This is a genomic window from Aureimonas ureilytica DSM 18598 = NBRC 106430 (genome assembly GCF_000382705.1).
In the GTDB taxonomy this organism is placed as follows: domain Bacteria; phylum Pseudomonadota; class Alphaproteobacteria; order Rhizobiales; family Rhizobiaceae; genus Aureimonas; species Aureimonas ureilytica.
Window position 1 is genome coordinate 212,182 of the sequence record NZ_ARQE01000003.1, and the last position, 20,309, is coordinate 232,490.

18 protein-coding genes and 1 pseudogene are annotated in these 20,309 nt (G+C 67.7%); 13 read left to right on the top strand and 6 right to left on the bottom strand.

The features are described 5' to 3' along the window. Positions 1-103: 103 nt before the first annotated feature. Positions 104-1,201, bottom strand: a complete 1,098-nt coding sequence (locus B146_RS27655) for a hypothetical protein (protein WP_019995950.1) — start codon at positions 1,199-1,201, stop codon at positions 104-106. A 438-nt stretch (positions 1,202-1,639) separates the two neighbouring features. Between B146_RS27655 and B146_RS0108220 the strand changes: the two genes are divergently transcribed. Next, positions 1,640-2,218, top strand: coding sequence for a hypothetical protein (locus B146_RS0108220; RefSeq protein ID WP_019995951.1), 579 nt, complete (start codon positions 1,640-1,642; stop codon positions 2,216-2,218). Between the two features lie 257 nt (positions 2,219-2,475). Here B146_RS0108220 and B146_RS27660 read toward each other — a convergent pair whose 3' ends face one another. Next, complete coding sequence (locus B146_RS27660; RefSeq protein ID WP_019995952.1) at positions 2,476-3,177, bottom strand: response regulator transcription factor; 702 nt, start codon at positions 3,175-3,177, stop codon at positions 2,476-2,478. A gap of 605 nt (positions 3,178-3,782) precedes the next feature. On the opposite strand from B146_RS27660, the gene B146_RS0108230 reads away from it, so the two are divergent. The 4 genes and pseudogenes from B146_RS0108230 to B146_RS0108245 all read left to right on the top strand — a co-directional run bounded on the left by B146_RS0108230 (position 3,783) and on the right by B146_RS0108245 (position 9,109). Further along, positions 3,783-4,862 (top strand): UDP-glucuronic acid decarboxylase family protein, encoded by a 1,080-nt coding sequence (locus B146_RS0108230; protein WP_019995953.1) that lies wholly within the window; start codon positions 3,783-3,785, stop codon positions 4,860-4,862. After that, positions 4,859-6,169: pseudogene (locus tag B146_RS0108235) on the top strand (UDP-glucose dehydrogenase family protein); the annotation flags it as partial. The gene B146_RS0108230 and the pseudogene B146_RS0108235, both read left to right, overlap by 4 nt. Positions 6,170-6,416: 247 nt before the next feature. After that, on the top strand, positions 6,417-7,946 hold the full coding sequence (locus tag B146_RS0108240; protein ID WP_019995955.1) for a glycosyltransferase family 2 protein: 1,530 nt from the start codon (positions 6,417-6,419) through the stop codon (positions 7,944-7,946). A gap of 26 nt (positions 7,947-7,972) precedes the next feature. Then, positions 7,973-9,109, top strand: coding sequence for an NAD-dependent epimerase/dehydratase family protein (locus B146_RS0108245; RefSeq protein ID WP_019995956.1), 1,137 nt, complete (start codon positions 7,973-7,975; stop codon positions 9,107-9,109). A gap of 3 nt (positions 9,110-9,112) precedes the next feature. Here the strand turns inward: B146_RS0108245 and B146_RS0108250 are convergent, their stop codons facing one another. Together B146_RS0108250 and B146_RS25470 are read right to left on the bottom strand one after the other, a co-directional pair. After that, positions 9,113-10,363, bottom strand: a complete 1,251-nt coding sequence (locus tag B146_RS0108250) for an endo-1,4-beta-xylanase (RefSeq protein ID WP_019995957.1) — start codon at positions 10,361-10,363, stop codon at positions 9,113-9,115. An 8-nt stretch (positions 10,364-10,371) separates the two neighbouring features. After that, positions 10,372-11,034, bottom strand: a complete 663-nt coding sequence (locus B146_RS25470) for a tetratricopeptide repeat protein (protein ID WP_081630941.1) — start codon at positions 11,032-11,034, stop codon at positions 10,372-10,374. A 341-nt stretch (positions 11,035-11,375) separates the two neighbouring features. On the opposite strand from B146_RS25470, the gene rpsT reads away from it, so the two are divergent. The 7 genes from rpsT to B146_RS0108295 all read left to right on the top strand — a co-directional run bounded on the left by rpsT (position 11,376) and on the right by B146_RS0108295 (position 18,321). Further along, entirely contained in the window at positions 11,376-11,645 is a 270-nt protein-coding gene (rpsT, locus tag B146_RS0108260; protein WP_019995959.1) for a 30S ribosomal protein S20, read from the top strand. Positions 11,646-12,413: 768 nt separating this feature from the next. Beyond that, entirely contained in the window at positions 12,414-12,848 is a 435-nt protein-coding gene (locus B146_RS0108270; protein WP_019995961.1) for a rhodanese-like domain-containing protein, read from the top strand. Then, the gene (gene dnaA / locus B146_RS0108275) at positions 12,845-14,410 is read left to right on the top strand and encodes a chromosomal replication initiator protein DnaA (RefSeq protein ID WP_019995962.1); all 1,566 of its coding nucleotides are present in this window, start codon (positions 12,845-12,847) and stop codon (positions 14,408-14,410) included. The genes B146_RS0108270 and dnaA overlap by 4 nt, the downstream gene beginning before the upstream one ends. A gap of 152 nt (positions 14,411-14,562) precedes the next feature. After that, entirely contained in the window at positions 14,563-15,681 is a 1,119-nt protein-coding gene (gene dnaN / locus B146_RS0108280) for a DNA polymerase III subunit beta (protein ID WP_019995963.1), read from the top strand. Positions 15,682-15,701: 20 nt separating this feature from the next. Next, on the top strand, positions 15,702-16,853 hold the full coding sequence (gene recF, locus B146_RS0108285) for a DNA replication/repair protein RecF (protein WP_019995964.1): 1,152 nt from the start codon (positions 15,702-15,704) through the stop codon (positions 16,851-16,853). After that, positions 16,850-17,629 carry a HesA/MoeB/ThiF family protein gene (locus tag B146_RS0108290; protein ID WP_019995965.1) on the top strand — a complete coding sequence of 260 codons (780 nt, stop codon included), beginning with the start codon at positions 16,850-16,852 and terminating at the stop codon, positions 17,627-17,629. Before recF ends, B146_RS0108290 begins: the two co-directional genes overlap by 4 nt. 110 nt (positions 17,630-17,739) lie before the next feature. Next, positions 17,740-18,321 carry an SH3 domain-containing protein gene (locus B146_RS0108295; RefSeq protein WP_019995966.1) on the top strand — a complete coding sequence of 194 codons (582 nt, stop codon included), beginning with the start codon at positions 17,740-17,742 and terminating at the stop codon, positions 18,319-18,321. Positions 18,322-18,462: 141 nt separating this feature from the next. Here B146_RS0108295 and irrA read toward each other — a convergent pair whose 3' ends face one another. Next, positions 18,463-18,939, bottom strand: coding sequence for an iron response transcriptional regulator IrrA (gene irrA, locus B146_RS0108300; RefSeq protein WP_019995967.1), 477 nt, complete (start codon positions 18,937-18,939; stop codon positions 18,463-18,465). A 143-nt stretch (positions 18,940-19,082) separates the two neighbouring features. Continuing rightward, the gene (locus B146_RS0108305; protein ID WP_019995968.1) at positions 19,083-19,556 is read right to left on the bottom strand and encodes a hypothetical protein; all 474 of its coding nucleotides are present in this window, start codon (positions 19,554-19,556) and stop codon (positions 19,083-19,085) included. A 182-nt stretch (positions 19,557-19,738) separates the two neighbouring features. Here B146_RS0108305 and fabA point away from each other — a divergent pair, with 182 nt between their 5' ends. Continuing rightward, positions 19,739-20,272, top strand: a complete 534-nt coding sequence (fabA, locus tag B146_RS0108310; RefSeq protein WP_026358451.1) for a 3-hydroxyacyl-[acyl-carrier-protein] dehydratase FabA — start codon at positions 19,739-19,741, stop codon at positions 20,270-20,272. The last annotated feature ends 37 nt before the right edge of the window (positions 20,273-20,309 follow it).

Sequence of the window (20,309 nt, forward strand, 5' to 3'; positions counted from 1 at the left end):
GAAACCTTGATCGGGAGGAAAAAGGGCTCACGCCGCTCCTTTGGAGACGACGCGAGCCCAAGGAAGGGAGCGCCCGAGGGGACGAGCGCTCCCGGCTGGAGATTTACGCGTCGCCGAAATCCGCGCCGCCCGCGTCGCCGCCCACCACGGCCATGTCGACGCTGGTGAACTGGATGTTGGCGCCCATCGAGATGTCCATGTTGAGGGCCTCGTGGCCGGCCGAGATGCCGGAGGCCGCGCTGTTGCCCGCCGAAAGGGTCGAGCTGTTGCCGGCCTGAAGGTCCCCGTTATGCGTGGCGTTCGCCGTGCCGCCGTAGAGATCCGAGGCGTTCATCGAGAAGGCGCCGCTGCCGTTCTGCATCTGCAGGCTGGTGCTCGGCTGGTTGAGCCAGTCGCCGTCGTTCAGCGTCGCGATCTGCTGGATCGAGAAGACGTTGCCGTTTCCAAGCAAGGCCTGTCCGCCATCGGCGTTCATCGCGTCGCCGCCCGCCTGCCCGATGATGCCGTCGAGCGTGTTGCACAGGCCCGCCACGTCGATCAGGTCGTCGTCGGAATTGAACGAGTCCTCGACGCTGGAGCTGTAGTCGTTCAGCGAGTCGGTTAGCGAGATGTCCGTGCTGGCGTCGTTGTTCGAGTTGTGTGTGCTCGAGTCCGAAGCGTAGGTGCTGTTGTCGTCGTTCGAGTCGGTTGTGCGATTGTCGCTGTAATCGTTATTCTGATTCGAATTGTTCGCGTTGTCGGAGTTGTTCGAATTATCAGAATTGTCCGAATTGTCATTGTTTGAGTTATTGGTACTCTTGTTGTTTCCGTTGTCGGCGATATCGCCAACCGCCAAGGATGTCGAATTGTCGTTACCCGAATCATCGACGCGGCTGTAATCGTTGCCCTGGTTCGAACGATTGGAGTTGTCGTTGCCGGAGTCGTCGACGCGGCTGTAGTCGTTACCCTGATTGGATCGGTTGGAATTGTCGTTGCCGGAATTGTCCGCGCTGGCGTCGGTGTTGGTGCTCTGGTCGTTGCCCTGGTTCGAGTGGTTCGAATTGTCGTTGAACGAGTCCGTCTTGCTGTTGTCGGACAGGTCGCTCTTCACGACCGAACCGTCGGCCGACTGGTCGTTGTTCTGGTTCTCGTAGTTCGACGAATTGACGAAGGCTTCCGCGACGGAACCGGCCATGGCGGTGGTGTTGCGATCGACGCTCATTTCATTCTCCCGTTGGGTTCGAGACAGCCGCCGTCGCTCCTCTTCTGCGGGAGACGGACATCCGACTGGCGATTTTGATGGGTTGGGTTCGCTCTTTCCGCGCGCCGGCTCGGTACGATTGCGGCGATCCGAAGCGTCGGCAGAAAGGTTACGCAACAAGAAGCCAGGCGACGCGACGCCACTTGGCCAGTCTTTCGGGGAAGGATGCTTGTCCCTCAGGGTCTTGCCAGCGCTTTCGACTGGTTAAGACAAAATTAACATCGCGGAAGATCGGCGCTTTGTCTTGCGGGGAAGAACCCTCCCGAACGTCGGGAGAATTCCGTCGGGAAGACCGAGGCCCGCGCCCCTCGCCGAACCCGGCGCTAGGCGGCGCCCCGTTCGAGGCGCATGGTGAAGAGGCTGTTATGGACCTTGAAGGACCCGCGAAGGGAGGCCGCCATGAAGCCGCAGACCCGTTTGCCCCCGACGCCGGATTTCGAGGCGATCGAGGCGGCGGCGCGCGAGGAGGCGGCGACCGCCGCGCGCGGCGACGTCTTCGCCATGATCGGCCACCTGTCCTTCAGCTGGTCGAACAACGAGAGCCTTCTCGCCTATTTCATCATGCTGCTTCTGCGCTGCGACCGCGACGCGGCGCTGATCGTGTTCGGCACGCTCAACACCAGCCGCGCGCGGGTCGATCTCGTGCAGAGGCTGGCGCGCGTGAAACTCGCCGATCGGGCGCTGGCGGGCGAGTTGAAACGCCTCCTGGCGCGTTTCGAGACGGGCACGCGCATGCGCAACGACCTCCTCCACGCCATGTTCACGGTGGACGAGGCGGGCCGGATCACCCACACGCACGCGATGCGGCTGGAGGACCGGGCCAAGGGCCTGCGCTTCGGCGCGGCCAAACCGATGGACGGCGAGCGGATCGAGGCGATCCGCGCCGAAATCCGGGCGATGAACGAATTGAACCGTGATCTGTGGAATTTCCTGCCGCGCCTCGAAGCTGCGCTCCGCTCGGGCGCGCGTGGGCGCTAGAGCATGTCCAGCGAGAGCCCAAGTCGGCTTTCGCGCCCGGACCATGCGAAGACAGACATCCCGGAGCCTGCCTGGCGAAGCTCTGTTCGACGGAAAGGCGCTGGAGGACATCCGGTCGAAGCCGGGCGCGCCTTGGCTCTTCGGTCAGCCTCGAGGACGCGCCAACCGCGCCGCGCGCGGGCGCTGCGTTTTCAGCCGAGCGGAGGTCACCGTCGGGCGCAAAGAGCCCGGCGCAGATGGGCGAACGGAGGGCGCTGTCAGTTTGGCCGGGGCTGCTCGCGCGCCTCGAACTCGGCGATCGAGTTGAACCAGCCGGCCCGATGCGCATAGCGGATGATGTCGGAGCGCGAAGCGAGGCCCAGCTTGGCGATGGCGCGCGCCTTGTAGGTCTCGACCGACTTCTGGCTGATGTCGAGATCGCGCGCGATCTCCTTGGCGCTGTAGCCATAGGCGGTGCGGCGCAGGACCGACATCTCGCGCGCCGACACGCGGCTGGGCGATCCGGCGAAGGGCGCGAAGACCGCGTTGTCGAAGCGCGCGGCCACCGGCGTCGCCATGATCGGCACGAGCCGGGGATCGAGATAGGTCTCGCCCCGCGCGACGCGCCGGATGGCGTCCAGAAGCGCGCCCTCGGCGGCGGATTTGAGGATGAAGCCCCGCGCGCCCGCCGCGAAGGCGGCCTCCACCACCTCCCGCTCGCGCGTATGGCCGAGCAGCAGGAGCCGTGAACGACCGTTCAAGGCGCGCTGCACGGCGGCGATGGCCTCATGGTTCAGGTCCACCATCGCGGTGTCGAGCGCCACGACATCCGCCTGCGAAATCCGCACGGCGTCGGCCGCGCCCGCCAGATCGGTGACGCAGGCTTGGATGGCGAGATCCGGTTCGCCTTGCCGTTCCAGGACGTTGATGAAACCCGCCACGAAACAAGGCTCGTCGCTAACGAGCAAGACGAGGCACATAACCCCTCCTATTCTTCCAAGACTGCTATCGTGTCGGAAAATACCCGACACAATACGCTAATTCCTCGTACAAATTTCCCGCACCTCGTCGCCATGATCATCTACATTTCAACAAATATCAAGTTTCTGCGTTTTTCTTGGGTTGGTAATTTTCTTTTGCCTGATGAAGATTTCGGCCTTCCGCTACGTTCCCGGAAATAACGCCTGGGTTGTTGGTCAAATCCGTACAGTTCCAGTGCTCGCGACCGCCGAACCCATCTGCCGGACAGGCCGCCTATCGGGCCGGGCCGCGCGCCCCGCAGCCTCGTCCGCCTCACCCGTTGCCTTGAGCTGACATACGGGAAATCGGAGGGGCCGAGCGGTGTCGGACACCCGCGAAGACCTCTCCTCCACCCGCAGAACGCGCGTTCAACGACCCGTCCGCGAGCCATTCGTTTCGGACCTTGCGCCAGGCTTGCGTGGGCTCGGGTCCTATGCCAGTAATTCGTGAACGATTGCGGCGTTTGACTGGCCCTTAGCCCCGGATATTCCGGGAACGGTCCGTCATTTGAAGTAAAAGTCAGGAAACTCCTGACGGTCCTTCCTCAAAACGTCGGCGGTTCATCATGAAACATCATCCCTGGCCGGCCCTGCCGGCTCCCCTCGTGCCGAAGATCCCCTCCGGCAAAAGCATCGCCGTGACCGGCGGTGCCGGTTTCCTCGGCTCGCATCTGTGCCAGGCGCTCCTGGCGCAGGGCCACCATGTCGTGTGCCTCGACAATTTCGCCACGGGCAGCCCGGACAATCTGCGCCGCTTCGTGGCGACCAATCGCTTCACGCTGGTCGAGCAGGACGTCGTCCTGCCCTTTCCCTGCGATCTGCCTCGCTTCGACGAGATCTGGAACCTCGCCTGCCCCGCCTCCCCCGCGCATTACCAGCGCGATCCCGTGCGCACGCTGTTCATCTGCGCGGACGGCGCCCGGCGCGTCCTGGAGCGCGCGACCGAGGACGGCGCGCGCGTCTTCCACGCCTCGACCTCCGAGGTCTATGGCGACCCGGACGTCCACCCCCAGCCCGAGACCTATGTCGGCCACGTCAATCCGGTCGGCCCGCGCGCCTGCTACGACGAAGGCAAGCGCTTCGCCGAAGCCGTCTTCACCGAGGGGTGCGCGCGCGCCGGCCTGGACCTGCGCATGGCCCGCATCTTCAACACCTACGGCCCCCGGATGCACCCGGACGACGGGCGCGTCGTGTCGAACTTCGTGGTCCAGGCCCTGCGCGGGGACGACATCACGCTCTATGGCGACGGGTCGCAGACGCGCTCCTTCTGCTATGTGGACGATCTGATCGCCGGCTTCCTGGCGCTGATGGCGCTGGACGAGGACCCGGGCGGCCCGGTCAATCTCGGCAATCCCGTGGAAACGCGGATGGACGAGCTCGCCGATCTCGTGGTGGCGCTCACCGGCTCGCGCTCGCGCATCGTCCGCCGGCCGCTGCCGGTGGACGACCCGCGCCGCCGCCGGCCCGACATCGCCAAGGCCAGGGCGCTTCTCGGCTGGCAGCCCGCCGTGCCGCTGCGCACCGGGCTGGAGCGCACGATCGCGCATTTCGGCGAGCGCGTCGCGGCGGCGTTCGAGCCCTTCGCCCCGCCGGCCGCGCTCGCCGCGGCCGCCCGCCCTCTCGCCGGGGGAGTGATGGCGTCATGAAGATCATCGTCATTGGAACCGGCTATGTCGGTCTCGTCACCGGCGCGTGCCTCGCCGATCTCGGACACGAGGTCACCTGCTTCGACACGGATGCGAACAAGATCGCCCGGCTGAAGAACGGCGAGATGCCGATCTACGAGCCGGGCCTCGAAGCGCTGGTCCTGGCCGAGGTCGCCGCAAAGCGCCTCGGCTTCGCCAGCGGCGCCCTGCCCATCCAGGCGGACACGCGCGCCGTGTTCGTGGCGGTCGGCACGCCGCCGTCCGCGCTCGACCATTCGGCCGATCTGTCCTCGGTCTTCGCGGTCGCCGAATCGATCGGGCGCGCCAGCCTCGGCCCGCTCGCGGTGATCGTGAAATCCACCGTCCCGGTCGGCACGGGCGAGGCGGTGGAGCGCATCCTGCGCGAGGTGCGGCCCGAACTGGAGTTCGACGTCGTGTCGAACCCCGAATTCCTGCGCGAGGGATCGGCGCTCGCCGATTTCCACGCGCCGGACCGCATCGTCGTGGGCACCGGCTCGCCCCGGGGCCGCGACACGCTGGCCGAGATCTATCGGCCACTGACGGATGGCGGCGCGCCGCTCGTCTTCACCGAGCGCGCCTCGGCGGAGATGATCAAATACGCCGCCAACGCCTTTCTGGCCGCCAAGATCGCCTTCATCAACGAGATCGCCGATCTCTGCGAGGCGGCGGATGCCGATATCGAGGAAGTGTCGCTCGGCGTCGGTCTCGACCGGCGCATCGGCGCGGCGTTTCTGCGCCCCGGCCCGGGCTTCGGCGGCTCCTGCTTTCCCAAGGACACCGAGGCTCTCCTCGCCACGGCCCAGAGCCACGGCGTGCAGCTGCGCCTCGTGGAAAGCACGGTGGCCGCCAATGACGGGCGCAAGCGCGCCATGGGCCGGCGCGTGATCCAGGCGATGGGCGGCGTGCGGGGCCGCACGCTCGCCGTGCTCGGCGTCACCTTCAAGGCGGGCACCGACGACATGCGCCAGGCGCCCTCGCTGCCGATCCTCGCCGCGCTTCGGGCGGCGGGCGCAAGGCTTCGCATCTTCGACCCCGAGGGCATGGGCCAGGCCCGCGCCGTTCTGCCGGACGCCGATTATGCCGACAGCGCCTATAGCTGCCTCGACGGCGCGGACGCGGCGCTGCTCGTCACCGACTGGCCGGAATTCGCAGCGCTCGACCTGTCCCGCGTGGCGGAGCGGATGCGCGGCGATGTCTTCGTGGACCTGCGCAATCTGTTTCCGCCCGACGCCCTGCGCGCGGCGGGCCTTCGGCCCTTCGGCATCGGACGGCGCTCGCGCCTCGCCGTGCCGCAGCCGGTGCGCGGGCGCGCGGTCGAGGATCTGCGCCAGGGGGTCGCGCCAGGGCCCCTCTCACCGCCCTCCTCTCTGCCCTCCTCTCCGGCCTCCGCCCCGGCATCGCCCCCGGTGCCGGCCGGCGCCCTGCCCGAGCCCCGGCCCGGCGACCTTCCCCCGCTCGCGCTCGTCGCGGCGGCGAAGGCGGCCAAGGCCGGGCTCAACGGCCACGCCGGCTGAGCGGGAAGGAGGTCGCCCCATGCACACGCTCGCGTGGGCGGGGGATGCGGACACGGGTCTCGTGTCCGCCTTCCTTCTGTCCCAGATCCTTTACGCCCTCTCGCTCGGGCTCGGCCTGTTCTTCCTGCGTTTGCCGGTGGACTGGGTGGACCCGCGCGAGGCTGAGGGGCGCCGGCCGGAAGAGCACCCGACGATCGTGCTCTTCTATCCGGTCCTGCGCGAACTCGAATCCACGATGCGGACGACCTTCCTGTCGCTCGCCCGCATCGACTATCCCGCCTCGCGCTACCGCGTCGTCGCCATTCCCAACGCCAGCGACACGGCCACCGTGGAAAGCCTGCGGCGGCTCGCCCGCGAGTTCGCCTTCCTGCAGATCGTCGAGGTGCCCGCCACCGGCGATCCGTCCTGGCAGATCGTGTGGGACAGCTGGGACGAGAATCCCAAGGCCTACTGGTGGCACAAGGGCAAGCGGGCGGGCGTGAAAGCCCTGCCGCCCAAGAAGACGCGCCAGCTGATCTACGCCTTCTACCAGCTGGCCGCGGAACGGGCCGGCGAGGAAGACTTCCTCGTCAACTATATCGACGCCGATTCCTGCCCGCCGCCCGATCACTTCCTCGCCGCCTCGGCGGGAATGCGGCACTTCGACGTGCTCCAGGCGCAGAACATCGCCGGCAATCTCCTGACGTCGATGCCCGCCTCCTGGCACGCGTTCGACCACATGGCCTGGGACGGGTTTCTCTATCCCCATCTCTCGGCCGGCGGGCGCCAGCCCTATTGGGTGCTCGGCAAGGGTCTCTTCTTCCGGGCCTCCGACCTCGTCGCGCTCGGCGGCTTCCACCCCTGGATCACGATCGAGGACCCGGAGGTCGGCATGCGCTTCTGGACCAATGGCAAGCGCATCGGCATCATCGAGAATCCCTTGATCGAGGAAGTGCCCTCGACGCTCGCTCACGGCATCACGCAGCGCAAGCGCTGGGTCTGCGGCTTCTTCCAGAGCCTCGCCCAGCCCCTGAAGGACATGGGCATGACGCCCTGGCAGCGCGTTCGGGCACGGCTGAACTTCGGCCCCTGCCTGTCGCTCTCGGCCCATGCGATCGGCCTGCCCATGGGCCTGTGGGCGCTCGCCGCCTGGCGCTGGGGCGACAGTCCGGTGCCGCCCTGGACGCTCGGTCTCGCCGCCGTGAACCTTGCGGTCTTCGCGCTGACGCTGGGCGCGATCTACCGCTCGGTCTGGCGGCGCGCCGCGCTCGTCCTGCCCGAGCGGGCCGATCGGCTGCGCTATCTCCTTCGCGTCAATCCGGCCTCGCTCGTCGTCTGGTGGCTCCTGTGGCTCGTGCCGCTCGCCATCGGTTTCTGGATGTTCCTGCGCGATCGCGGGCTCGTCTGGGAGCGCACGGTGAAGATCGACGCCAACCACGAGCTGGTGCGCGCCGTCGCCGGCTCGCAGCCCGCCACGGTGCGGCTCGGCGCCGATCTCGCCCCGCCCCACCCCGCCAATCGCAATCTCGCCGCCGACGCCGAGGCCCCCGTGCCCGGCCTCGCGCTCTGATCCCCCGTTTCGAAGGAACCCCCTCCATGTCCAAAGGTCATGTACTCGTCACCGGCGGCGCCGGCTTCATCGGCTCGCATCTCGTCGACCAGCTTCTCGAGCGCGATTTCGAGGTGAGCGTGCTGGACTGCCTGAAACCGCAGGTCCATGCCGACGCCGAGCTCGATAGCGACGGCTGGCCCGTCTATCTCGACCGCCGAGCCCGGCGCATCCGGGGCGATCTTCTCGACGACGGCGTGTTCGAAGCCGCCCTGTCGGGCGTCACGCATCTGGCCCATCTCGCCGCCTCGGTCGGCGTCGGCCAGTCCATGACGAACATCGTCGACTACTGCCGCAACAACGTCATGACGGCGGCGATCATGCTGGAAACCCTGTCGCGCCGGCCCCACACGGTGCGGCGCATCGCGGTCGCCTCCTCCATGTCGATCTATGGCGAGGGCGCCTATCAGGGCTCGAGCGGCCCCGTCGCCCCGCAGCTTCGTCCCCACGGCCAGCTCGCCGCCCACGACTGGGAGCTGACCGACGAGAGCGGCGACCGCCTGTCGCCCTTGCCGACGCCGGAGGACAAGCTGCTCCAGCCGGCCTCGATCTATGCCGTCAACAAGCGCGACCACGAGGAGATGTTCCTGTCCGTCGGCCGGGCGCTCGGCATTCCCACCGTGGCGCTGCGCCTGTTCAACGCCTATGGATCGCGTCAGGCGCTCTCCAATCCCTATACCGGGGTCGCCGCGATCTTCATCTCGCGCCTTCTGAACGACCAGCCGCCGCTGGTCTTCGAGGATGGCGACCAGCGGCGCGACTTCGTGCATGTGCATGACGTCGCGCGCGCCTTCGCCACCGTGCTGGACAGCGACAAGGCGGTCTGGGATTTCTACAATGTCGGCTCCGGCCAGTCCGTCACGGTGCGCGAGATCGCCGCCGTGCTCGCCCGGCTCCTGCACAAGAACATCGGGCCGGAGGTTCTCGGCCAGCACCGCGTCGGCGACATCCGGCATTGCTTCGCCGACATTTCCAAGCTGGAGCGCGATTTCGGCCTGCGGCCCACGCGCGGTTTCGAGGAGGGCATGGGCGAGTTGATCGAATGGGTCGCCTCGGCCCGCAAGCCCGTCGACCGCGCGGCCTCGAGTCTCGGCGAGCTTCAGGGCTCGCGGCTGGTGGTGTGAGGATCAGATCCCCAGCGGCCGACGCTCGAAGGCCGACAGAATCGCCTCGCGCATCGGCGCGGGGCGCATGTCCGAATCATAGGGAAGGCCCCGGTTGAAGCCGGGGCCGGGCCCCGCCTCGCCGACGAGGCGCCAGTAGAATTCGAGGTCTTCGGGTTCGATCGCGAGCCAGGAATGGCGCGTCGAGAGCCCCCAGGTCGTCACGGCCCGCACGGACGGGCAATCGAGCGCGACGTCGAGATAGCGCTTGGTGATCTCGGCCACCAGCCGGTCGCGCACCGCCGGCGGCGCGCTCAGTTCGCGCTCGCGCACGTCGAGTTCGGTGATGTGGATTTCGAGCCCGAAACCGGCGATCTCGCGCAGGAAGCGATCGAAGACCCCATCCGAGAACGGCCCCTTTCGAAGGTCGAGATGCCCCTGGAGGCCGATGCCGCCGAGCGGCGCGCCGGCTCGCATCAGCCGCTCCACCAGCTTCAGGAAGAGATAGCGCCGGTCGCTCTCCACCGGAATGTCGTAGTCGAGCCCGTATTCGTTGAGAAAGAGCCGCGCGTTCGGGGCGTGGGCGCGCGCCTCGTGAAAGGCGCGCTCGACATAGGTCTCGCCGAAGGCTTGCAGAAAGGTGCCGCCCCGCAGGCCGTCCATGCGATGGCCCGTGTCGATCGGCTCGTTCACGACGTCCCAGGTTTCGATCGCCGCGCCGTAGCGCGACAGGACGGCCTCGAAATGCGCCGCCACCGGCGCCCAGCCCGCGCCGTCCGCCAAAGCCGCTTCCGCCCAGGCGGGAACGCTGCGGTGCCAGATCAGCGTGTGGCCGTGGAGCGCGCGCCCATGCTCGGCCGCAAAGCGCAGGAGCGCGTCGGTGCGCGCGAAGTCGCGGCGGCCCGGCTCGGGCTCGATCGCGTCCCATTTCAGCGAGATTTCGGGGGTCAGCGCGTCGCATTCGGCCAGAAGCGCCTCGGCAAGGTCCGGCTCGGCGGCGATCTCTTCGCTGCGCGCCGCCGCCCCGAAGCGCCGGCCGCCGCGCGCGGCCGCTGCCCGAAGCGAGGCTCGCTCGGGCGCGCGCGCAGGTTCGGTGGGCAGGGTGAACAGGGCGCCCGCTCCCAGAAGAAGATGGCGCCGGCTGAGCGCGAGCGGCGCGGCGGGAGCCGGAAGCCCGGCCGTGCCGCTAGCCCCGCGCCCCGGCGCGGCCTCGCGCCCGGCGCTTTCGCGCTCGCCCCTTTCGCGCCCGGCTCCGCCCTCGCGATCGCAGGGCATGGTTCAGGTCATCGCATCGCGGCTAGAACGCGCCGCGCCTCGGTGTTCCCCTGCGCGGCGGCCTCGTTGTAGAGGCCCTTGGCGCGCTCGGGCTCGCGGCTCTTCAGCATTTCGGCGAGCTTCCACTTGGCCCAGGAATCGCCGGTCTCGCGAACCGAGATTTCCAGATAACGCCGCGCCTTGGCCGGATCGCGGCGCACGCCCTCGCCATCGGCCAGCATGAAGCCGAGCATATGGTAGCCCCAGGGGTTTCCCTGGTCGGCGGCGCGTTGATACCAGCGCGCGGCCTCGCGCGAGGAATGGCGCACGCCCATGCCCTTCTGCAGGAACCAGCCGACCTTGAATTCGGCATAGCGGTCGCCCGCGTCGGCGGCGCGCCGATACCAGCGATAGGCCTCGCGGTAGTTCTTCGCGACGCCGACGCCGTTCTCGTAGTGCTCGCCGAGCTTGTACTGGGCCGAGACGTTGCCGCGCTCGGCCGCCTTGCGGAAATAGCGCGTCGACAGGGCAGGATTGGGCACCTTGTAGCGCAGGTAGGTCTCGCCCGCCTTGTACCAGTCCCAGGTGATCTCAGGCGGACTGGGCCGCGCCGGCGGGCTCGTCGCCGCCATCGAGGCCGTTCCCGAAACACAGGCGAGCCACCCCGCCATGACCCAAGCCACTTGCCGCATCGCGCCCTCCCGCAGCCTCGGGGACGGGCCGCCCGCCCCGTTACCGAAAGGTTAACGCCGCGCCCGAGTGCCGCGATAGCCGGGAGAAATCCGACACCCGACAAGGCCCTCGCCCCACCGCCCGATCCCGCCGGGCTTTCGGTTGACGCGGGCGGGATGTCGGCCTATAAGGCGGCAGATTTCCGGCGGCGTCCTCGGATGCGGCCTGTTCTGCCGTGGCGGACCCAGGATCAGGTTTCATCCTATCGGGGAACCCTTCGGCGATCGACCCCTTCGCGATGGATGCCGGCTGGCTCTCGGGCTGCCCGGGCCCGCTCAAGAGAACACGAGAGACACGACACATGGCCAATACGCCGTCGGCCAAGAAGGCCGCCCGCAAGATCGCCCGCCGCACCCTGGTCAACAAGACCCGCCGGTCGCGTATGCGCACCTTCCTGCGCAAGGTCGAGGAAGCGATCCTCTCGGGCGACAAGGAAGCCGCCCGCGCCGCCTTCAAGCAGGCCGAACCCGAGCTGGCCCGTGCGGCCGCCAAGGGCGTGCTGCACAAGAACACCGCTTCGCGCAAGATCTCGCGCCTGTCGAGCCGCGTGAAGGCGGTCGGCGCCGCCTGATCGACGTCTGACGCGATCCTTATCGACGATACGAGGCCCGGAGCATCGCTCCGGGCCTTTTTCGTTGTCGCCACGCCTCGCCCGAACGCGCGCCCGAACCGTCATTCATCTGTCATGGGCCGACGCGCGACCGTCGCATCGCCGTCATGGAAACGTCACGGTGGACGACTCGCCACAATGCGCCACCCTCACCTTCGTTCCCGATTTTCTATCTTGATTTTTCGGAATCCCCGGATTCCCGCCGATTCCCGATCGATCGAATTTTACGAGCAAAAACAGTCACTTAAAGGAGCCCCTTCGGAGCGCTCCGAGTCTGTGGGAGCGCGTGGCGGGCGCCCTGGGAGTCAACCGGGATGCGACAAAAAAAACTCGTATTCCCGCCTCAATCCACCGGGATCATCGCCCCTTGGGTGAATCCGCAAGGGAATCAGACGATTAAGCTGGGGCGGTTTTGCGACACTGCCGTGAAGGCGCCACACCCGTTGCCACGACCAGACCTGAATCGTGATTCAAAGCTTGCTCGAGGCTGGGGGGATTGCGTAGCTTTTCCCTCACGACAAGAGCTGGAGAAGCCGAAGGATGGGGACAAGATGCGTTTTCCCAAAGAAATGCGCCTCCTGACCGAACCCTGACCGTCCGCCGCCGAACCTGCCGACCTCTTTCATTCTGTCCGACCCCGCTTCCTGGATTCCTGAGAGTCCGGGGACGAGGGTCGATTGTTGCCGCGTTGATCCGGTTCCGTGCGAGCCGAGATGTCTGGAGTCCGAAATGCACCATTCCTACAAGGGCGATGTGACGCCGGCCGAGTGCTGGTCCGCCCTCGAAAGCGACGAACCCGCCTTCCTCGTCGACGTTCGCACCTCCGCGGAATGGAACTTCGTCGGCTTCCCCATGACGCCCGCGGGCCGGGCCCAGCCCTTCTTCGCGGAATGGCAGACCTATCCGTCCATGGCGATCGACGGCGGCTTCGGCCTCCGCGTCGCCGAGGCGATCAAGGCGGCCGGCGGCGATGAAAGCTCCAAGATCTTCTTCCTGTGCCGCTCGGGCGCCCGCTCCATGTCGAGCGCGGCGGCGCTGACCGATCTCGGCTTCGCCAATTGCTACAACGTTCTCGACGGTTTCGAGGGACCGCCCGACGAGGAAGGCCATCGCGGCCAGATCGCCGGCTGGAAGGCCGCGGGCCTTCCCTGGAGGCAGAAATGACCGGCCTCGTTTCCGCCACCCCGACCAAGGCGCCCCGCGCGCCCCTGCGCGCCTCCGCCTCGCGCGGCGCCGCCTCTTCCGCAACAGCCGCAGCCCGCATCCAACCCAACGAGCCCGCCATGAGCCCCGCGCACGGTGAAGCCGAGATCCTCGACCGCGTGAACGCGCGCCTCAAGGCCCATCTCGGCCCCGACGTGTTCGCCTCCTGGTTCACGCGCATGAAGCTGGTTCATGCCGGCAAGGGCGTGGTGCAGCTCTCGGTGCCGACCGCCTTCCTGCGCACCTGGATCAACGGCCATTACAAGGACCTCCTCCTCCAGATCTTCTCGGAGGAAATCCCCGGCACGCTGAAGGTGGACATCGCCGTGCGCTCGGCCGTGCGCGGCGCGCCCGCCCCGGCCCCGATCGCCCGCGAAACGGCCCTGCCCGCGCCCGTCGCGGCGAGCCTTCCCGCGACGCCCGCCCCCCGCGCCACAAGCGAGCGCGCCGCCCCCAGCGAAGGCGCCCGCGCGCAGAGCGATTTCGGCTCGCCGCTCGATCCGCGCTACGTGTTCGAAAGCTTCGTGGAAGGCGCGTCGAACCGCGTGGCGCTCGCCGCCGCGCGCTCCATCGCCGAGAACGGGCCGCAGTCGGTGCGCTTCAACCCGCTCTTCCTCCACGCGACCGTGGGCCTCGGCAAGACGCATCTCCTCCAGGCCATCGCCAATGCGGCGCTGGAGCGCGAGGACCGGCCGCGCGTCGTCTATCTCACGGCCGAATATTTCATGTGGCGCTTCGCCACCGCGATCCGCGACAACCAGGCGCTCGACTTCAAGGAGAACCTGCGCGGCATCGACATCCTGATCATCGACGACATGCAGTTCCTGCAGGGCAAGTCGATCCAGCAGGAATTCTGCCACCTTCTCAACGCGCTGATCGATTCGGCGCGGCAGGTGATCGTGGCGGCGGACCGGCCGGCCTTCGAGCTGGAATCGCTCGACAGCCGGGTGCGCTCGCGCCTCGCCGGCGGCGTCGCGATCGAGATGGTCTCGCCCGATTTCGAGATGCGCCGGGGCATTCTGGCCGCGCGCGTCGAGGTCATGCGCACGGCCGATCCGAGCTTTGCCATCAACGAGGGCGTGCTCGACACGATCGCCCGGCGCGTCACCGGCTCGGGCCGCGATCTGGAAGGGGCCTTCAACCAGATCGCCTTCCGCCATTCGGTCGGCCAGCCCCTGTCGAACCAGCATCTCGACGATCTCCTGAACCAGCTGACGCGGGCCGGCGGCGAAAAGCGGGTGCGGATCGAGGACATCCTGAAATTCGTCTCGCGCCATTACAACGTGTCGCGCACGGACATTCTCTCGGCCCGGCGCACGCGCACCATCGTGCGCCCGCGCCAGATCGCCATGTATCTGGCGAAAACCATGACGCCCCGCTCGCTGCCCGAGATCGGCCGCCGCTTCGGCGGCCGCGACCACACGACGGTTCTCCATGCCGTGCGCAAGATCGAGGCCGAGCGCGCCAACGATCAGAAGCTCGCCGAGGAGCTCGACGTCATCCGCCGCATGATCGAGGAATAGCGCCGCTTTTCCCGCTCCGCCGGACGGTTCGCCCCCGACGGAGCGGGCGCTTTTCCTTTGCGCCGGCCCGCCGTCCTATTCTACAAGGTTCGGACCTTTGCGTGGGTGCCGGTTCTCGGCGCATCCTCAAGTTCCCGAACGGTCATTTCGCCATGCGTATTCTCATCGAGCGGTCGAACCTTCTGAAGTCGCTGAGCCACGTCCAGCGCGTGGTGGAACGGCGCAACACGATCCCGATCCTGTCCAACGTCCTTCTGAAGACCGAAGACGGCGGCATGCGCCTGAAGGCGACCGATCTCGACATCGAGATCACCGAGACCGTGCCGGCGGTGAGCGAGCAGCCGGGCGCCACCACCGTGCCCGCCCATCTTCTCTACGACATCGTGCGCAAGCTGCCCGACGGCTCCGAGGTCATGCTTCAGACCGACGGAAACGGCGGCCAGATGACGGTCGCCTCCGGGCGCTCCAACTTCCGCCTCCAGTGCCTGCCCGAGGCGGACTTCCCGGATATCACGGCCGGCAGCTTCACCCATGCCTTCTCGCTGAAGACGGGCGATCTCGCCCGGCTGATCGAGCGCACGCAGTTCGCGATCTCCACCGAGGAAACGCGCTACTATCTCAACGGCATCTTCTTCCACACGCTGGACTCGGGCGGCGCCCTGCAGCTTCGCGCCGTCGCCACCGACGGCCACCGCTTGGCGCGCGCCGAGACCGACGCGCCGGCCGGCTCGGAAGGGATGCCGGGCATCATCGTGCCGCGCAAGGCCGTGTCGGAAATCCAGAAGCTGCTCGGCGAAGGCGCCGAGACGGTCGAGGTGGAGCTGTCCGACTCCAAGATCCGCTTCACGATCGGCCCGGTGGTCATGACCTCCAAGCTGATCGACGGCACCTTCCCGGATTATCAGCGCGTCATTCCGACCGGCAACGACAAGGCGCTGACGCTGGATCGCCAGAGCTTCGCGCAGGCCGTCGACCGCGTGTCCACCATTTCCTCCGAGCGCGGCCGCGCGGTGAAGCTCGCCGTGTCCGACAGCCAGCTCGTTCTCACCGTGAACTCGCCGGACGCCGGCACCGCGACCGAGGAGCTTGCCGTCGGCTACACGTCGGAAGAGCTGGAGATCGGCTTCAACGCCAAGTATCTCCTCGACATCACCGGCCAGCTTTCGGGCGAATCGGCCGTGTTCATGATGGCCGATCCGGGCTCGCCGACGCTGATCCGGGACGGGGGCGACGAGCGCACACTCTACGTTCTGATGCCCATGCGCGTTTGAGAGGCGCGACCGAGCGCTTCATGCCCGCCGATCACCCGCCCGCCGGCGATGCGCGCATCCGCGTCGCCGGCCTCGGCCTCGTGGACTTCCGCAACTATCCGACGCTCAGCCTGCCCTTGTCCTCGCGCTTCGTGGTGTTCCACGGCGACAACGGGGCGGGCAAGACCAATCTTCTGGAAGCCCTGTCGCTCCTCTCGCCCGGCCGGGGCCTGCGCCGCGCCGCCTATGGCGAGATCGCGCGGGTCGGCGGCTCGGGCGGCTTTTCCGTGCGCGCCCGGCTTCGCGAGGCCGATGGCGAGATGCGCGATCTCCTGACGCTGGTTCGCCCCGACGAGGAAAGCGGCGCCAACCGGACCCTTCGCATCGACGGCGCGCCGGCCCGCTCCAGCGAGGAGCTGCTCGACCACCTGCGCGTCGTCTGGCTGACGCCCGCCATGGACGGGCTCTTCACCGGCCCCGCCGCCGAGCGCCGCCGCTTTCTCGACCGCATGGTGCTGACCGTCGATCCCGGCCACGGGCGGCGCGCGCTCGACTACGAAAAGGCCATGCGCGGGCGCAACCGGCTCCTGTCGGAAGACCGGATGGACGACAGCTGGCTGTCGGGCATCGAGGCGCAGATGGCGGAACTGGGTCTTGCCATCGCGCTCGCCCGCGCCGATCTCGTGGAGCGCCTGCGCGGCTCGATCGAGAGCATCGGTGGCTCGCCCTTTCCGGTCGCCGAGCTTCACCTCCAATCCGGCTACGAGACCTTGAGCCTCGAAGGGGCGGCCGTCGATCTGGAGGACGGGATCGCCGCGCGCCTGCGCGCGCGGCGCGGGCTCGACCGCGCGGCGGGCCGCACGCTGGAAGGGCCGCATCGCGGCGATCTCGACGTGTTCCACCGCCTGAAGGCGATGCCCGCCGCCCTGTCCTCGACGGGCGAGCAGAAGGCGCTTCTGATCGGCCTCGTGATCGCCCATGCGCGGCTCGTGGAAGCGGCGAGCGGCATGACGCCGCTTCTCCTTCTCGACGAGATCGCCGCGCATCTCGACCCCGGGCGGCGCGCCGCGCTCTTCGACATTCTCGACGATCTCGGCGTTCAGGCCTTTCTGACCGGCACGGACGAAGCCCTGTTCGAGGCGATCAGGAGCCGGGCGCAGATGGTCGCGATCCGCAATGGAGACCTCGCATGAGCGATATCCCTCCCCTCTCGCCTCCCCTCTCGCCCGACGAGCTGCGCCGCTATGCCCGCCATCTCGTTCTGGCCGAGATCGGCGGCCCCGGTCAGCAGCGGCTGAAGCGGGCGAAGGTCTGCGTTCTCGGCGCCGGGGGACTCGGCTCGCCCGTCGCGCTCTATCTCGCGGCGGCGGGCGTCGGCACGCTCGGGATCGTGGACGACGACACGGTGTCGCTGTCCAACCTCCAGCGTCAGGTGCTGCACGGCACGGCCGATATCGGCCGCCCGAAGCTCGACAGCGCGGCCGAGGCCTTGGAGCGCATCAACCCGCATGTCCGCGTCGTGCCCCATCCCGTCCGGCTCGATGCCGAAAACGGCGCGGCGATCCTCTCCTCTTACGACATCGTGATCGACGGGTCGGACAATTTCGCGACGCGCTACGCGCTTGCTGATCTCTGCGAGCGCCTGGAAAAGCCGCTGGTGACGGCAGCGGTCCAGCGCTTTTCCGGCTCGCTCACCGTGCTCGCGCCCTTCCGCCGGGATCGCGAGGGGCGGCTTTATCCGCGCTACCGCGATCTGTTTCCCGAGCCGCCGCCGGAAGGCACGGTGCCGAGCTGCGCTGAGGCCGGGATTCTCGGCGTCGTCACAGGGATTCTCGGAACGCTCGCGGCGGCCGAAGCGATCAAGCTCGTCACCGAGGCCGGCGAGCCGCTGCTTGGCCGCCTGCTTCTGGTCGATACGTTGCGGATGCGCTTCGAGGAAATCCGCTATCGTCGTCCGAAGAACGGGTGAAGGCACTCGAGGGCGGGCGAGACCGGCGCCAAATCGTCCAGCTTCGGAAAAGGGTTCGTTAACCGCTTTCGGGGGATAGTGGGACCGTCACAGACGGAGTTCATAAAGCCTTGACGTCCCTCCCTGTTTCGCTTCGCGGCGCGGGCCTTTCGCTGGCCCTGCTCCTTGCCCTCGGTTCGGTCTCCCATGCGCAGACGCCGGCCGCCGCCGCCACGCGCCCGGAAGCCGCCGCCGAGGAAGGCCAGGACGCGGACATGAGCCGCAAGCTCCCGCTGCCGCGCTTCGTCTCCTTGAAATCGGCCCGCGTGAACCTGCGCGTCGGCCCCGGCAAGGAATATGCCGTTTCCTGGCTCTACATGAAGCCCGGCCTGCCCGTGGAGATCATCCAGGAATACGACATGTGGCGCCGCATTCGCGACGCCGAGGGCACGGAAGGCTGGGTGTATCACTCGCTTCTGTCGGGCGAGCGCACCGCGCTGGCCGCCCCCTGGCTGCGCGCCAAGAAGGGCGCGCTCGTGACCGTCCACCGCTCCGCCGCCAACGATTCGTCCGTGGTCGCCCAGATGGAGCCCGGCGTCGTCGCCAAGGTGCGCGAATGCTCCTTCAGCTGGTGCGAAGTGGAAGCGGGCGGGCGTCGCGGCTTCGTGTCCCAGAACGAGATGTGGGGCGTTTATCCCGACGAGCGCTTCTAGCGATCGTCCGACGAGCGCTTCGGCGGTTCCGAGCACGTAACCGGAACCCCGCCTCTCCCGTCGCAATCCCTTCCCCAAAACAAAAAGGCCGAGCCCCTTTGCGGAGGGCTCGGCCTTTTTGTTGGAAAGCGATGCGGCGGATCAGGCCAGCTTGGACTTGTCCCGCTTGCGGCGCACGCGCACCACGACGTCGATATTGACGATCTCCATGCCCTCGGGGGGCTCGGGAATGTTGGTGACGCTGACCATCCCGTCCGGGATGTCGATCATCGTGTTGTCGGACTCCACGAAGAAGTGGAAATGGTCCGACGTGTTCGTGTCGAAATAGGTGCGCTGGCCTTCCGCCGAGAGCGGGCGAACGAGGCCGGCATCCGTGAACTGGTGGAGCGTGTTGTAGACGGTGGCGAGCGACACCGGCTCGCCGGCGCGGTGCGCTTCCTCGTGCAGCTCTTCGGCCGACAGATGCCGGTCGCCCGCGCCGAAGATCAGATTGCACAGGGCCACGCGCTGGCGCGTCGGACGAAGACCCGCCGAGCGCAGCCGTTCGAACACGCAAAACGACGAAAGCCGTGCGATGTCGCGAGTGTCGTCCTGCGAGGGCTTGGCCCGGTTGTCCATGATGCGTCGCCGTTTAAACTTGAGTTCCTGAGTCTTGTTTACGGCCTCCCGTGCTGCATCGCAAGACCGCATCGAGAAGTCGTTCCAAGTCCCAAACATAATCCGCTTCGCATGAAAGAACAATTGCGGGCGGAGGACGCGCGCTAGCCGCAGCGCTCCACGAGAAGGCCGAGCGCCTTGCCGGACCCTTTCAGCGGCAGGCGGAAGGCGCCGGCGGGGCCGGAGAGTTCAAGTTCGCGCCCGCGCCGCAGCCGGTCGAACAGGGGTTTCAGGTCGCTGAGCGCGTCCGAGCGGGCAAAGCGCGAGCCCGTCCCATGCGGCTCGGCCTCGGCCTTGGCGGGCAGCATCTCAGCCACGCCATCGACGCTGAAAACGAGCGTCGCCGCGCGCCCGTCCGGAACGCGCGCGCCGCTGCCGGCCACCACGGTCCGCACCCGGCCCGGCGCCTCGCACTGGAACTCGACGCCCGCCGGCTTGCCCTTGAGGGTAAAGGCCGCGCGCACCGGCCCGCCCGAGCCGAGCCCGCGCCATTCCTGCGCCAGCGCCGCGCTGGCTAGCGCGGTGCTCGCCGGCAGGACGCAAAGAAGAAGCGTTGCCGCCAACCGCCCGATCCGCATGGGTTCCGCTCCTCGCTCCGGCTCCTCGGCGGGTGAGATGGCACGGCGACGCACAAAGGGAAAGTTTGATGAACCGTTGATTTGATCCGTGAGGTGACGCATTTGCCCTCTGGCGCACCCGTGCTAAGGGCTTGCGCGACGAACGCGGCCCCCGGGAGAGCTGCGAGGAAACGGACAAGGTGATGACGACAGGCAAGACCCACTTCGACAAGGACGATCTTCTGGCCTGCGGCCGGGGCGAACTGTTCGGTGCGGGCAACGCGCAATTGCCGCTGCCACCCATGCTCATGTTCGACCGCATCACCGAGGTGACGACGGATGGCGGCGAGTTCGGCAAGGGGTCGATTCGCGCCGAGTTCGACGTCTCGCCCGACCTCTGGTTCTTCGACTGCCACTTCAAGGGCGATCCGGTCATGCCGGGGTGCCTCGGTCTCGACGCGCTCTGGCAGCTCACCGGCTTCTATCTCGGCTGGCTCGGCGAGGAAGGCCGCGGCCGCGCGCTCGGCGTCGGCGAGGTGAAGTTCACCGGCCAGGTGACGCCCAAGGTCAAGCTCGTGGAATACGGCGTCGAATTCCGCCGCGTCATGCGCTCCAAGCTCAAGCTCGGCATCGCCGAGGGCTGGATGAAGGCCGACGGCGAAGTGATCTATCGTGCCAGCAACCTGCGCGTCGGCCTGTTCAAGGACGGCGAAGCGGATGCAGCGGTCGGCGGCTGAGCCGTCACCCCAAGAGAATAAGAGCGGGTTCCGGATG